This window comes from Streptomyces sp. NPDC050121 (genome assembly GCF_044460385.1).
GTDB classification, from domain to species: Bacteria; Actinomycetota; Actinomycetes; order Streptomycetales; family Streptomycetaceae; genus Streptomyces; species Streptomyces soliscabiei.
Map to the genome: position 1 here is coordinate 89,626 of NZ_JBITJV010000005.1, position 13,738 is coordinate 103,363.

A 13,738-nucleotide genomic window follows, 5' to 3' on the forward strand; every position below is an offset into this window, starting at 1 on the left:
ACGCCACGACGAAGCCGCGCCCTGCCGATGACAGCCCCGGTGCCGCCTATTCGGCCAGGCGGGCGGCAGCCTCGTGCATCGCGAGTTCGAGGAGCGCGGGGTCGGTCAGGGTGCCGGAGCCGTCCGGCGGGACCAGCCAGCGGACACTCCCGGTCGAGCGGCCCGGATACGGCACGACGATCCAGGCGCCGGACCCGGCGGTGCGGATGCCGGCGCCGAGCCAGCGGGCGGCCGTGCCCGGCGTCACGAAGAACCCCATGCGGTCGTCCCCGAAGTCGACGAGGACGGGGCCCGGCCGGTCGAGGATCCGGTTGAGCACGTCGAGGGTGGGATAGCCGAGCTCGCCCGGCAGGATGAGCACGTCCCAGGCCCTGCCCGCGGGCAGCAGCACAACACCCAGCGGGTTGCGCTCCCATTCCCACCGGCATGCCTCGGGATCCGGTGCGACGGATGCCAGCCACTCGACCGCCGTCTTCGCCCCAGCCATAGGAAGCCTCGCTTTCCCTCGTGAACGCACGCGCGTCACGAGGGAGAGGGGAGGTCCGCGGCGAGGATTACGCGGGTTCCAACGCCCTGTAGGGGTTGTGAACTGCTGGCGGTTGAGTGCGCACGGGCGTGTTCTGGCGCGCCTGAGTGAGTCTTGCCGCCGCGGCGGGTCCGGTGGGCCTGGAAAGGAACAGGAGTTTCTTGGTCGAATGGGTGACCTTTGCCGGTGATGGTCGTTGGATGCGGTGAGGGGTTCTCAGGCCGACGCGGTGAGGGGGCGGAAGGGATGGGCGGGCTGCGGGAGATGGCGGCGCCGTTCGTCGCCCTGGGCCCGTCGGGTGTGGCGGTCCGTGACCGGCTCAAGGGCCTAACGGCCAAGGACGAGAAGGTGCTGCGGCTGGTCGGTGACCACCTGGGCGCGCTCGCCTCCCAGGATCTCAAAGCACGGTGCGTGGCCGGGCTGGATCACGACGCCCAGCGGTGGGCCGAGCGCAAACGCGCCCTCACACCGGAGTCCTCCTCGCGCTGGGCCGGGTCGGTCACGAAGGCCACCCACGATCAGTGGGCGCTCGCCCGGCGCGGCCAGCTCGCGCACATCCGAACACTCGAAGCGGGCGTGCGCACGATCGCCCACCGGCTGTCCCTGCCGGTCGGGGAGAAGGGCAGCAGGCGGGCTCCGGGGGGCTACCGCAGCAGGCGGGAGTGGCATGCCAAGACCCGCCGCCTGCACGTGCTCACCGACCGGCTTCAGGCGGCGCGCGCCGACGTCGCGGCCGGGCGCGTGCGTGTGGTGCGCGGCGGGAAGCGGCTGCTGAACACCCGCCACCACCTCGGGGCCGCCCAGCTCACCGAGGAGCAGTGGCGCGAGCGGTGGCAGGCCGAACGCCGGTTCCTGCAGGCCGACGGCGAGTCGGGGAAGCGGTACGGCAACGAGACGATCCGCGTCACCCCGGACGGCGAGGTGAGCCTCAAGCTGCCCGCGCCGCTGGCGCACCTGGCCAACGCCCCGCACGGCCGGTACACGCTGGCCGCCCGCGTCGGCTTCGCGCACCGGGGTGAGCAGTGGCGCGACCGGGTGGCCGCGAACCGGGCCGTCGCCTACCGCATCCACGAAGACGTCCAGCGCGGGCGCTGGTACCTGACCGCGTCGTGGACGATCGCCTCGGTCCGGACCGTCCCCCTGGCCACGGCCCGCGCCAACGGCGTGGTCGGCGTGGACACCAACGCCGATCACCTGGCGGCCTGGCGCCTCGACGTACACGGCAACCCCCTCGGCGAACCCCGCCGCTTCGGCTACGACCTCACCGGCACCGCCGAATACCGCGACGCCCAGATCCGCCACGCCCTCATCCGCCTGCTGCACTGGGCGAAACGCCACGGCCTCGCGATCGCCGTCGAGGACCTCGACTTCACCGCCGAGACCACCCGCGAGAAACACGGCCGCAAGAAGCGCTTCCGCCACCTCGTCTCCGGTATGCCCGTGGCCCGGCTGCGCGCCCGCCTCGTCGCCATGGCCGCCGAACTCGGCATCACGGTCGTCGCCGTCGACCCCGCCTACACCAGCAGGTGGGGCGCGCAGCACTGGCAGAAACCCCTCACCACCACGACCAGGAAGACCACCCGCCACGACGCGGCCGCCGTGGCGATCGGAAGGCGCGCCCTGGGACACCCGATCCGGCGACGGACGACACCGCCCCCACACGACCAGAGCGATCGTGTGGGGCATCGGACCGTCCAGGCCGCACCGGGCACCCCGGGGCGTGAGGAACCCCGCCCCCGCATCCCCGGACCACGGACACGATCCGTGCGCGCCGGACGCGGAGCGAACGCGGGGAACCAGGACGCCCAACACCGTTCGGGGCGCCCGGCTGAGCACGAGCCCTGGCAACAGGACTCACTCCCGCTCAGTCTTTAGGAACGGTCAGCTGTCGAAGCCCAGGCCCAGTCGGTCCATCGTCTTCAGCCACAGGTTGCGGCGGCCGGCGTGTGCGTCGGCGCGGGCCAGGGACCATTTGGTGAGGGCGATGCCCGTCCAGGCGAACGGCTCGGGCGGGAAGGGCAGCGGCTTCTTGCGGACCATCGCCAGGGACGTCCGCTCGGTGGTCTCCCCCGCCAGCAGGTCCAGCATCACCTCGGCGCCGAACCGGGTGGCCCCCACGCCCAGGCCGGTGTAGCCGGCGGCGTACGCCACCTTGCCCTGGTGGGCCGTGCCGAAGAACGCCGAGAAGCGCGAGCAGGTGTCGATCGCGCCGCCCCACGCGTGCGTGAAGCGGACGCCCTCCAACTGCGGGAAACAGCCGAAGAAATGGCCGGCGAGCTTGGCGTAGGTCTCCGGCCGGTCGTCGTACTCGGCGCGCACCCGGCCGCCGTACGGGTAGATCGCGTCGTAGCCGCCCCAGAGGATGCGGTTGTCCGCGGACAGGCGGAAGTAGTGGAACTGGTTGGCGCTGTCCCCGAGGCCCTGACGGTTCTTCCAGCCGACCGAGTCGAGCTGTTCGGCGGTCAGCGGTTCGGTCATCAGCGCGTAGTCGTAGACCGGGACGGTGTACGCCCGCACCCGCTTGACCAGGTTCGGGAAGATGTTGGTGCCGAGGGCAACCTGCCGGGCGCGGACCGACCCGTAGGGGGTGCGTACGGCCATCCCCGCGCCGTACGGCTTCAGGTCCAGGGCGGGGGTGTGCTCGTAGATGCGGACGCCGAGGCGGGCACAGGCCTGTTTCAGGCCCCAGGCCAGTTTGGCGGGGTGGAGCATGGCCACTCCCCGGCGGTCGTACAGGCCCGCCTCGAAGGTGGGCGAGGCGACCTGCTCGCGGACCGCGTCCGCGTCGAGGAACTCCAGGCCCTCGGCGAGGCCCTTGCGGTCGAGTTCCTCGTACCAGTCGCGCAGCTCCCACGCCTGGTACGTCTGCGTCGCGACGTCGATCTCGCCGGTGCGCTCGAAGTCGCAGTCGATGCCGTGCCGGGCGATCGCCGCCTCGATCTCGTCGAGGTTGCGCCCGCCCAGCTCCTGCAGCCGGTGGATCTCGTCGGGCCAGCGGGCCAGCCCGTTGGGCAGCCCGTGGGTGAGGGAGGCCGCGCAGAAGCCTCCGTTGCGGCCCGAGGCGGCCCAGCCCACCTCGCGGCCCTCCAGCAGCACCACGTCCCGCCGCGGCTCGCGCTCCTTGGCGATGAGCGCGGTCCACAGTCCGCTGTAGCCGCCGCCGACGACCAGCAGGTCGCAGGTCTCGGCGCCGGTGAGCGCGGGCTCGGGGTGGGGCTTGCCGGGGTCCTCCAGCCAGTACGGGACCGGCTGGGCGTCGGAAAGAGAAGTGATCCACCGGTTCATGGCGCTTGGGGCCATGATTTCAACTCCCTACAGAGCTTTATGCCTTTTGTTTGCGGCGACGGTTTCCGATGACCATCGACATCAGGACGAACAGTACGGCGACGAGGAACATGGCCGTGCCGATGACGTTGATCTGAACGGGCGTTCCACGCTGGGCCGAACCCCACACGAACATGGGGAAGGTGACGGTCGAGCCCGCGTTGAAATTGGTGATGATGAAATCGTCGAAGGAAAGCGCGAAGGCGAGCAGCGCGCCCGCGGCGATTCCGGGGGCCGCGATGGGCAGGGTGACGCGCAGGAAGGTCTGCGCCGGCCCGGCGTAGAGGTCCTGGGCGGCCTGCTCCAGGCGTGGGTCCATCGACATGACGCGTGCCTTGACGGCCGTCACGACGAAGCTGAGGCAGAACATGATGTGCGCGATGAGGATCGTCCAGAATCCCAACTGTGCACCCAGGTTGAGGAACAGGGTGAGCAGCGAGGCGGCCATGACGACCTCGGGCATCGCCATGGGCAGGAAGATCAGCGAGTTGACGGCGCCCCGCGCGCGGAAGCGGTAGCGGACCAGCGCGAAGGCGATCATCGTGCCGAGGACCGTGGCGCCGATGGTGGCCCAGATCGCGATCCGGAGGCTGAGCGAGAGCGAGCCGCACAGCCCGGCGACCCCGCACGGGTCCTTCCAGGCGTCCGTGGAGAACTGCTGCCACTGGTAGTTGAAGCGGCCCTTCGGTTTGTTGAAGGAGAACACCGTGACCACGATGTTCGGCAGCAGGAGATAGCCGAGAGTGAGAAGTCCCGCGATGACCACGAAATGGCGCTTGAGCCAGTTGACGACGGGCATTTAGACCAGATCCTCCGTCCCGGACCTGCGAATGTAGAAGGTGACCATGAGCAGGATCGCGGCCATGAGAATGAAGGAGAGGGCAGCAGCCGTCGGATAGTCCAGCACCCGCAGGAACTGCGTCTGGATGACGTTTCCGATCATGCGGGTGTCGGTCGAGCCGAGGAGTTCGGCGTTGACGTAGTCGCCGGCGGCCGGGATGAAGGTGAGCAGCGTGCCGGATACCACGCCCGGCATCGACAGCGGGAAGGTGACCTTGCGGAAGGTGGTGACCGGCCTGGCGTACAGGTCGCCCGCGGCCTCGTGGAGGCGCCCGTCGATGCGCTCCAGCGAGGTGTAGAGCGGCAGGATCATGAACGGCAGGAAGTTGTACGTCAGACCGCAGACCACCGCGAGCGGTGTGGCGAGGACGCGGTCCCCCGCGGTCCAGCCGAGCCAGCTGGTGACGTCCAGGACGTGCAGCGTGTTGAGGGCGCCGACGACCGGGCCGCCGTCCGCGAGGATCGTCTTCCAGGCGAGGGTGCGGATCAGGAAGCTGGTGAAGAACGGCGCGATCACCAGGATCATGATCAGGTTCCGCCAGCGGCCCGCGCGAAAGGCGATCAGATAGGCCAGCGGGTAGCCCAGCACCAGACACAGGATCGTGGCCGCGCCCGCGTAGAGGACGGAGCGCAGGAACTGCGGCCAGTACTCGCTCAGCGCGTCCCAGTAGGTCGCGAAGTGCCAGGTGACCTTGTAGCCGTTCTCCAGGGAGCCCGTCTGCACGGACGTGGAGGCCTGGTAGATCATCGGCAGCGCGAAGAACACGAAGAGCCAGAGCAGCCCGGGCAGCAGCAGCCAGTACGGCGTGAGGCGTCCGCGCCTGCGGGGCGGCTTCTGCTCGGGGGCCGTGGGGGTGAGAGGCGGGGGCGCCTCGGCGAGTGTCGCCATGTCAGACCGCCGCCTCTTCCTGGATGCCCGCGTCGATGTCCTGGGACGCGTCCAGGCCGAAGGTGTGGGCCGGACTCCAGTGCAGGACGACGTCGGCGCCGGGGACCAGCCGGGCGTCGCGGTCGATGTTCTGGGCGTAGACCTCGAACTCGGGGCAGACCGCGCTGTCGATGACGTACTGGGTGGAGACACCGATGAACGAGGAGTTGGCGATCTTCCCGGTGATGCGGTTGCGGCCCTCGGGGATCTCGCCGGCGTCGTCGGCGTGGGTGAGGGAGATCTTCTCCGGACGGACCCCGACCAGCACCCTGCCGCCGGTCGTCGTGGGCGCGGCGCAGCGCGCCTCGGGCAGCACCAGCTTGCCGCCGCCCGCCTTCAGGACGATGTCGTCGCCGCTCATGGCGTCGACCTCGGCCTCGATCAGGTTCGACGTGCCGAGGAAGTTGGCGACGAAGGTGGTGATCGGGTTCTCGTAGAGGTCGGTCGGCGAGCCGAGCTGTTCGACGCGGCCCGCGTTCATCACGGCGACCGTGTCGGCCATCGTCATGGCCTCTTCCTGGTCGTGCGTGACGTGCACGAAGGTGATGCCGACCTCGGTCTGGATGCGCTTGAGCTCCAACTGCATCTGGCGGCGCAGCTTGAGGTCGAGGGCGCCGAGGGGCTCGTCGAGGAGCAGCACCTTGGGGTGGTTGATGAGGGCGCGGGCCACGGCCACGCGCTGCTGCTGGCCGCCGGAGAGCTGGTGCGGCTTCTTGCGGGCCTGCTCGCCGAGCTGGACGAGCTCCAGCATGTCCTCGACCTGCTTCTTCACGCTCTTGATGCCGCGTCGGCGCAGGCCGAAGGCGACGTTCTCGAAGATGTCGAGATGCGGGAAGAGGGCGTAGGACTGGAAGACGGTGTTCACCGGGCGCTTGTACGGCGGGAGGGCCGTGACGTCCTGGTCGCCGAGGTGGACCGTCCCGGAGGAAGGTTCCTCCAGGCCGGCGATCATGCGCAGGGTGGTGGTCTTGCCGCAGCCGGAGGCGCCGAGCAGGGCGAAGAAGGAGCCCTGGGGGACGGTCAGGTCGAGCGGGTGGACGGCGGTGAAGGAGCCGTAGGTCTTGCCGATGCCGGCCAGGCGGACGTCGCCGCTGCCGTTGTCCGTTGTCTTCATCGTCGTCACGCCCCAGTGAGCTTCGCGAACTTTGCTTCGTAGGCGGTCTCTTCCTTAGAGCTCAGGGAGCGGAAGGAATGGGATCTCGCCTGCATGGCCTTGTCGGGGATGATCAGCGGGTTGTTCGCCGCATCCGCGTCGATCTTCGCAAGGGCGTCCTTCACTCCGTCGACGGGACAGACGTAGTTGATGTAGGCGGCGAGTTCGGCTGCCGCCTCCGGCTCGTAGTAGTAGTCCATGAGCCGCTCGGCGTTCGTCTTGTGGCGCGCCTTGTTGGGGATCAGCATGTTGTCGCTGGACGTCAGATAGCCGGTGTCGGGGATGACGAAGTCGACGTCGGGGCTGTCCGCCTTGAGCTGGACGACGTCACCGGCCCAGGCGAGGCAGGCCGCGAAGTCGCCGCTGGTGATGTCGGACGTGTAGTCGTTGCCGGTGAAGCGGCGTATCTGGCCGCTGTCGACGGCCTTCTGCAGGCGGGCGATGGCCGCGTCGTAGTCGTCGTCGGTGAACTTCGCCGGGTCCTTGCCCATGTCCAGCAGCGTCATGCCCATGCTGTCGCGCATCTCGGTGAGGAAGCCGACGCGGCCCTTCAGCTTGGGATTGTCGAGCAGGTCGGAGACCGACTTCACCTCGATGCCGTCCAGCGCCTTCTTGTTGTAGGCGATGACCGTGGAAATGCCCTGCCAGGGGTAGGAGTAGGCCCGGCCCGGGTCCCAGTCGGGGCTGCGGAACTGCTGCGACAGGTTGGCGTAGGCGTGCGGCAGGTGGGAGGCGTCCAGTTTCTGGACCCACCCGAGGCGGATGAGGCGGGCGGCCAGCCAGTCGGTGAGGACGATGAGGTCGCGGCCGGTGTCCTGGCCCGCGGCGAGCTGCGGCTTGATCTTGCCGAAGAACTCGTTGTTGTCGTTGATGTCCTCGGTGTACTTGACCTTGATGCCGGTGCGTTTGGTGAAGGCGTCGAGCGTGGGGTGGTGCTTGCCGCTGTCGTCGACGTCCATGTACTCGGTCCAGTTGGAGAAGTTCACGGTCTTCTCCTGCGCCGAGTGGTCCTCGGCGGACGTGCCGCCCCCGGACTTGCCGGCCGCGGGGATCCCGCAGGCGCTCAGTGCGCCGAGGCCGCCGAGGGTGAGCACGCCGCCGGCGGAGGCGCGCAGCAGCGACCGGCGGGTCATGGCCGCCCTGCCGTTGCGGAAACTGCGCCGTATGGCGGCCACCTGGGCCGGGCTCAGGCGGTCGGGCTCGTACTGCTCCATGCGCGTGGTGCCCTTTCGGGAGGTCCGGCCGTGGTCGGCGGCCGTTCGTCGTCGCTTGTCAGTCGTCGCTTACGCGTCCCCGAAGACGGTGCGGTGCCAGGGCTTCCGAACCACCGCCGTGTTATCGAACATTACGTGCTTGATCTGGGTGTACTCCTCGAACGAGTACGCCGACATGTCCTTGCCGAAGCCGGACGCCCGGTAGCCGCCGTGCGGCATCTCGCTGATGATCGGGATGTGGTCGTTGATCCACACACACCCGGCCTTGATCTCGCGTGTCGCCCGGTTCGCCCGGTAGACGTCCCGGCTCCAGGCGGACGCCGCGAGCCCGTACGGGGTGTCGTTGGCGAGCGCGATGCCCTCGCCGTCTCCGTCGAACGGCAGGACGACCAGGACCGGCCCGAAGATCTCGGACTGGACGATCTCGCTGTCCTGGGCCGCGTCCGCGATCAGGGTGGGCAGATAGTAGGCGCCGTTCTTGAGCTCGCCCTGCGGGGCCTCGCCGCCGGTCACCACGCGCGCGTAGGCACGCGCCCGGTCCACGAAGGCGGCGACCCGGTCGCGCTGGACGTGCGAGACCAGCGGGCCGAGGTCGGTGCCGGCGGCGAAGGGATCACCGAGCCGGACGGTCTCCATCAGGGCGGCCGTCCGCTCGACGAACGCCTCGTAGAGGGGCCGCTGCACATACGCGCGCGTGGCGGCCGTGCAGTCCTGCCCGGTGTTGATGAGCGCGCCCGCGACCGCGCCGTTGGCGGCGGCCTCCAGGTCGGCGTCGTCGAAGACGACGAAGGGCGCCTTGCCGCCCAGCTCCAGGTGGAGTCGCTTGACGGTCGCGGTGGCGAGCTCGGCGACGCGCTTGCCGACGGCGGTGGAGCCGGTGAAGGAGGTCATGGCGACATCGGGGTGTCCGACGAGGTGTTCGCCCGCCTCCTTCCCGGTCCCGTTGACGATGTTGACGACACCGTCGGGCAGGCCGGCCTCCGTCGCCGCCCGGGCGAAGAGGAGGGAGGTGAGCGGGGTGAGCTCGGCGGGCTTGAGCACGATGGTGTTGCCCGCGGCGATCGCCGGGAGGATCTTCCAGGCGGCCATCTGGAGGGGGTAGTTCCAGGGGGCGATGGAGCCGACGACGCCGATGGGCTCGCGGCGGACGTAGGAGGTGTGGTCACCGGAGTACTCGCCCGCGGACTGGCCCGCGAGGTGGCGGGCGGCACCGGCGAAGAAGGCGGTGTTGTCGATCGTCCCCGGGACGTCGAACTGGCGGGTCAGCTTCAGCGGTTTGCCGCACTGGAGGGACTCGGCGCGGGCGAATTCCTCCGCACGGTCGGCGAGGACGGCGGCCAGGCGGTGCAGGGCGTCCGAACGCTCGCCCGGCGTGGCGCCGGACCAGCCCGGGAAGGCGGCGCGGGCGGCGGCGACGGCCGCGTCCACGTCGTCGGCGCTCGCCAGCGTGTAGGTGAAGACCTCCTCGCCGGTCGCGGGGTCGATCACGGCGTGGGTCCGGCCGGACGTGCCGTGGGTGAGACGGCCTCCGATGTACTGAGCGCCGTCCGCGAAACGTTCCTGTGCGGGGAACCGGTCCTGCATGTCGCTCTCCTCCGCCTTCGCCCCGCTCTGCGCGAGAGCGGGTGGCGTAGCTCCGGCCTGATTTGATTGCCGATCCTGACAGAGCAATGGCACTCCAACAAGTGATTCCGTTGTTGCCTTTTGGTTACGCGACGGAATCTGTCGACTGGGGGGTGCCCAGATGCCGAGTGGCGACGGAAAAGGCGGGACGCGGTGTCAGTGGCCCCTGCGATGCTGGCGTGCATGGAGACGATCGACGGCCGGGCCGCCCTGGTCAGTGCGGCCCGAGCGGGGGCGAGGATCAAGTACCTGCACTTCTGGGGACACCGGCCGAGGCCGGACGGCCAGGTGGGGCCGAGCTGTCTGAGCCAGTGGTGGCCGTCACCGTTCGTGGTCGACGGGGTCACGTATGCGACGGCCGAGCATTGGATGATGGCCGGGAAGGCGCGACTTTTCGAAGACGCGGAGGCAGAGCGGCGGGCGCTGGCCGCCAGGTCCCCCGCCCAGGCGAAGAAGGAGGGGCGGCTGGTGCGCGGCTTCGACGAGGCGGTCTGGGAGCGGGAGCGGTTCCGGATCGTGGTCGAGGGCAGCGTCCACAAGTTCGCCTCGGACGCCGGACTGCGGGCGTTCCTGCTGGGCACCGGCGAGCGGGTGCTGGTGGAGGCGAGCCCCACGGACCGCGTATGGGGCATCGGCCTGGCGGCGGACGACGAGGCCGCGATGAACCCGGAGCGCTGGCGAGGCCTGAACCTCCTCGGCTTCGCCCTGATGGAGGCCCGAGAGCGGCTGAGAGCAAAAGCCTGACCCAGACCACCCGGCCCCTACCCACCCCACCCGACTCCCCGCCCGATCCGCCCGGGACCAGCCGGCACCTACCCGGACCTCTCGGGCGCCTGGCCGTCCAGCCGAGGCCTGCGCCCGGTCCAACCCGGTCCAACCGAGGCCTGGCAGGACCAGCCGGACCTGTACCGAGCCTGCCGGGGCCTGCGCCCCGGTCAGAAACCGGACGGTCCGGCTGGGACCTGCCCGGGCCTCCCGGGTGCCTGCCCGGGCCTCCCGAGACTGCGCGGGCCAGCCGGACTCAGCCCGGTCCAGCTCGGTCCAACCGAGGCATGGCAGGTCAGGCCGGAGCCTGTGCCTAGTCCTGCCGGGGCCTGTGCCTAGTCCTGCCGGGGCCTGTGCCGGCCCCTGCCGGGGGCCTGTGCCGGGCGTGCCGGGGCCTGTGCCCGGGCCGGAAAACGGACGGCCCCGGCTGGGACCTGCCCGGGCCTCCCGAGTACCTGGCCGGGCCTCCCGAGTACCTGGCCGGGCCTCCCGGGTGCCTGGCCGGGCCTCCCGGGTGCCAGCCCGGGCCTGCCTGATCCTGCGTCTAGTTGACGCTCAAGCGACTCCCTGGCCTCCGCCGGGGGCGGGCACGCGGGCCGGACCGTCAGCTTGCAGAAGGTGGTCGGGCAGTACCGACAGCAGGTACGGCCACCAAGTGGGATGTGCTCGCAGCAGGTGGCGCAGGACCGGGCTGTTCTCAACGGTATGGCGGCAGTAGTCCGCCCACGGGCCGGCGCTGCCGCTCTCAGGGACGCGCTCGTGTACATGCACGCCACTGCTCATCACATCGGCGAGGAGCTCCGCAAGGGTGATGACTGCCTCACGCTCGCGGCCCGAATCGGGGAGCGGCTTACCGCCGTAGAAGTAGTCCCGCACGCCCTCCCGCCCAAGCATGAGGGTATGCACCTCGCGCAGGGACCGCAGTACCGTGTCGTTCGCCGACACGGCCGCCACGACGTTGCTCACCTTGGCCTGCTCAACGGCCACGCGCGTCTGCTGCCCGGCCGCCTTCGTCTGTCTGGCCAGGTACAGCATCGACCACCCGTTCACACAGAATGCCAGTGCCGCCACCAACGAACCTATAGCTTCTGCCGACACGCCGCCCCCGTCTCGCAATGCGTGCAAAAACAGTATCGCGAGGCGCTCGGGGCCGTCCCCGGTTCCATGCCGATCGGGCTGTCCACGTTGGCTGCACAACCAGACGCGCACAAGGAGTGCTGAGCGCCCGTCGGGCGGCCCGGAATCCATTGCCATGACGGTGCCGTCCCACATTGCTCAGGTGGTGCCGCACCCTTCCGGTCGGCGTAGTGCGCCACCGTCTGCTGGAGTTCGGCGATCACGAGACCACTGTCAGCACGATCTTGCCTTGGATGTGGCCCCGCGCGGCTCGCGTGTGTGCGCCGGCCGCCTCGGGCAGCGGGTAGGTGCTGTCCACCCCGATCTGGAGCTTGCCCTCGTCGAACAGGCGCCCGATCTCGGCGAGCTGGGGGCCGTTGGAACGCACCTGAATGTTGGAGACGGTGATGCCCAGACGCGCCGTATCTTCCGGGTCGTACCGGGCGAAGAACACCGGAAGCATGGTGCCGCCGCGCTTGAGCACGCTCAGGAAGCGTGAGCCGGCCGGCCCACCGACGGTGTCGATCACCAGGTCGACGCCCCTGACCACGTCCGCGGCCCGCGTCGTGGTGTAGTCGATGAACTCATCGGCGCCGAGCTTGCGCAGGAACCGCTGGTGCCGGCCCGAGGCCACCGCGATGACGTGTGCCCCCTTCCATTTGGCCAGCTGCACCGCGAAGTGGCCCACTCCACCGGCCGCCCCGTTCACCAGCACGGTCGTCCCCGGCGTGATCGGCACCGGCCGGTGGACCTGGCCGGTGAAAGGAGACGGCACGTCGTGGCCGAGATCAACCAGGTACTGCCAGGCCGTCAGCACGGCCATCGGCGCACCGGCCGCCTGCACGTGGTCGATACCGGCCGGCTTGAGTGCCAGGTCAGAAGCCGGGGCGGCCACGTACTCGGCGTATGTCCGGCCGTCGAATCCAGGGAACCGCAGCATGCCGAAGACCTCGTCACCGACGGCGAACCCCAGTACGTCCGGAGCGACCGCCTGGACCACGCCCGACATGTCCGTTCCGGGGATCAGCGGGAACTCCAGCGCCGGCCTCATCTCGGCCGGCATGACCTTCATCCCCTCACGCAGGTACCAGTCCGGCGGGTTGATGCCCGCCGCGTGCACCCGGACGAGCACCTCGCCCGGGCCGATCTCGGGAACCGGAACCTCGTCGTACCGCAGAACCTCCGGCCCGCCCGCTTCGTGGAACTGGATCGCCTTCATCGCGCCTGTCGCTTTCTCGGGGAAACGTTGCTCCTTCAGTCAAGGCCCGGGACGGCATGGCCGTCCAAGACCGGTTCGGCAACCTGGCCATTCCGAAACGGCATGACACATACGCTGCACGGGTGAACGATCTCGGGCAGGACCTGGAACTGCGGCTGGTGCGCTACTTCACCGTGGTGGCGGCGCACCAGCACTTCGGCCGGGCCGCCGCCGAACTGCACGTGGCCCAGCCGGCGCTGAGCCGCCAGATCCAACGGCTTGAGAAATATCTCGGCACACGACTGCTGGACCGCACCTTCCAGGGCACCCGGCTCACTCCGGCCGGCCGGACGTTCCTCCCCCGGGCCCATGCCCTGCTGCAGGCCGCCCGGCAGGCCGAGCTGGCCGTGCGTGAACAAGCCCAGACCGAACGGATCGCCATCGGCTACGTCGAAGACCTGGTGGTCACTGCCGCCGTACGGGAACTGCGCCGCCACTACCCTGACGCGGAGATCAGCACCCGGCATCTGAGCTGCCGCGACGTCGGGGCGCTGTCCGACAAGCGCGTCGACGCCCTGATCGCGCGGACCCCGCTGCCGCTCGCCGCCGACGACGTGTTCACCACCCCGCTGTACGAGGAGCCCCGGATGCTCGTGGTCCCGCGCGGCCATCCCTTGGCCGACCGCGCGTCGGTGACCGCGGAGGAGTTGGCCGGCGAAGAGGCGGCGCCGTGCGCGTTCGCGACCGCGGACTGGACTTCCTACCGGATCCTCGGGGCCGGCGTGCCGCCGGTGGAGAACTACGAGGACAAGCTCGAACTCGTCGCGAGTGGCAGGGCGATCGCCGTGCTACCGGTCGGCGATCGGCGCAGCTCACTGCGTCCCGACCTGGTCACCGTCCCGATCGAGGGCGCTCCCCCCAGCCAGGTCGTCCTGGTCAGTCGCAAGGGCGACCCGAATCCGATGATCAGGAATCTCCGCCTGGCCGCCCAGGCCGTCCTGACCGCCCCGGCAGCCTGACCGGGACCAGGTCGGCGATGACCATGGGTGGC

Annotated in this window: 12 protein-coding genes; 3 read left to right on the plus strand and 9 right to left on the minus strand. The window is 69.9% G+C overall.

What is annotated here, in order from left to right; translation table 11 throughout:
* Positions 1 to 46: 46 nt before the first annotated feature.
* A complete protein-coding gene (locus tag ACIBTS_RS09995) occupies positions 47 to 487 on the minus strand; it encodes a hypothetical protein (RefSeq protein WP_399318090.1) in 441 nt (146 codons plus the stop codon).
* Positions 488 to 772: 285 nt separating this feature from the next.
* On the opposite strand from ACIBTS_RS09995, the gene ACIBTS_RS10000 reads away from it, so the two are divergent.
* Positions 773 to 2,401 (plus strand): IS200/IS605 family accessory protein TnpB-related protein, encoded by a 1,629-nt coding sequence (locus ACIBTS_RS10000; protein WP_399318091.1) that lies wholly within the window; start codon positions 773 to 775, stop codon positions 2,399 to 2,401.
* 6 nt (positions 2,402 to 2,407) lie between these two features.
* On the opposite strand, the gene ACIBTS_RS10005 is transcribed toward ACIBTS_RS10000, so the two are convergent.
* The 6 genes from ACIBTS_RS10005 to ACIBTS_RS10030 form a co-directional block, all read right to left on the minus strand.
* Positions 2,408 to 3,826 carry an NAD(P)/FAD-dependent oxidoreductase gene (locus ACIBTS_RS10005; protein WP_399318093.1) on the minus strand — a complete coding sequence of 473 codons (1,419 nt, stop codon included), beginning with the start codon at positions 3,824 to 3,826 and terminating at the stop codon, positions 2,408 to 2,410.
* A 22-nt stretch (positions 3,827 to 3,848) separates the two neighbouring features.
* The gene (locus tag ACIBTS_RS10010; protein ID WP_399318095.1) at positions 3,849 to 4,649 is read right to left on the minus strand and encodes an ABC transporter permease; all 801 of its coding nucleotides are present in this window, start codon (positions 4,647 to 4,649) and stop codon (positions 3,849 to 3,851) included.
* Complete coding sequence (locus ACIBTS_RS10015; RefSeq protein ID WP_079659188.1) at positions 4,650 to 5,579, minus strand: ABC transporter permease; 930 nt, start codon at positions 5,577 to 5,579, stop codon at positions 4,650 to 4,652.
* Between the two features lies 1 nt (position 5,580).
* Complete coding sequence (locus ACIBTS_RS10020; RefSeq protein WP_399318097.1) at positions 5,581 to 6,732, minus strand: ABC transporter ATP-binding protein; 1,152 nt, start codon at positions 6,730 to 6,732, stop codon at positions 5,581 to 5,583.
* Between the two features lie 5 nt (positions 6,733 to 6,737).
* Positions 6,738 to 7,985, minus strand: coding sequence for a PotD/PotF family extracellular solute-binding protein (locus ACIBTS_RS10025; RefSeq protein ID WP_399318099.1), 1,248 nt, complete (start codon positions 7,983 to 7,985; stop codon positions 6,738 to 6,740).
* A gap of 69 nt (positions 7,986 to 8,054) precedes the next feature.
* Positions 8,055 to 9,569, minus strand: coding sequence for a gamma-aminobutyraldehyde dehydrogenase (locus ACIBTS_RS10030; protein WP_399318102.1), 1,515 nt, complete (start codon positions 9,567 to 9,569; stop codon positions 8,055 to 8,057).
* Positions 9,570 to 9,791: 222 nt separating this feature from the next.
* On the opposite strand from ACIBTS_RS10030, the gene ACIBTS_RS10035 reads away from it, so the two are divergent.
* The gene (locus ACIBTS_RS10035; RefSeq protein WP_399318104.1) at positions 9,792 to 10,352 is read left to right on the plus strand and encodes an NADAR family protein; all 561 of its coding nucleotides are present in this window, start codon (positions 9,792 to 9,794) and stop codon (positions 10,350 to 10,352) included.
* Positions 10,353 to 10,928: 576 nt separating this feature from the next.
* On the opposite strand, the gene ACIBTS_RS10040 is transcribed toward ACIBTS_RS10035, so the two are convergent.
* Together ACIBTS_RS10040 and ACIBTS_RS10045 are read right to left on the minus strand one after the other, a co-directional pair.
* Positions 10,929 to 11,444, minus strand: a complete 516-nt coding sequence (locus tag ACIBTS_RS10040) for a hypothetical protein (protein WP_399318106.1) — start codon at positions 11,442 to 11,444, stop codon at positions 10,929 to 10,931.
* A 265-nt stretch (positions 11,445 to 11,709) separates the two neighbouring features.
* On the minus strand, positions 11,710 to 12,708 hold the full coding sequence (locus ACIBTS_RS10045; RefSeq protein ID WP_399318107.1) for an NADP-dependent oxidoreductase: 999 nt from the start codon (positions 12,706 to 12,708) through the stop codon (positions 11,710 to 11,712).
* A 122-nt stretch (positions 12,709 to 12,830) separates the two neighbouring features.
* Here ACIBTS_RS10045 and ACIBTS_RS10050 point away from each other — a divergent pair, with 122 nt between their 5' ends.
* Entirely contained in the window at positions 12,831 to 13,706 is an 876-nt protein-coding gene (locus tag ACIBTS_RS10050) for a LysR family transcriptional regulator (protein ID WP_399318109.1), read from the plus strand.
* Positions 13,707 to 13,738: the final 32 nt, after the last annotated feature.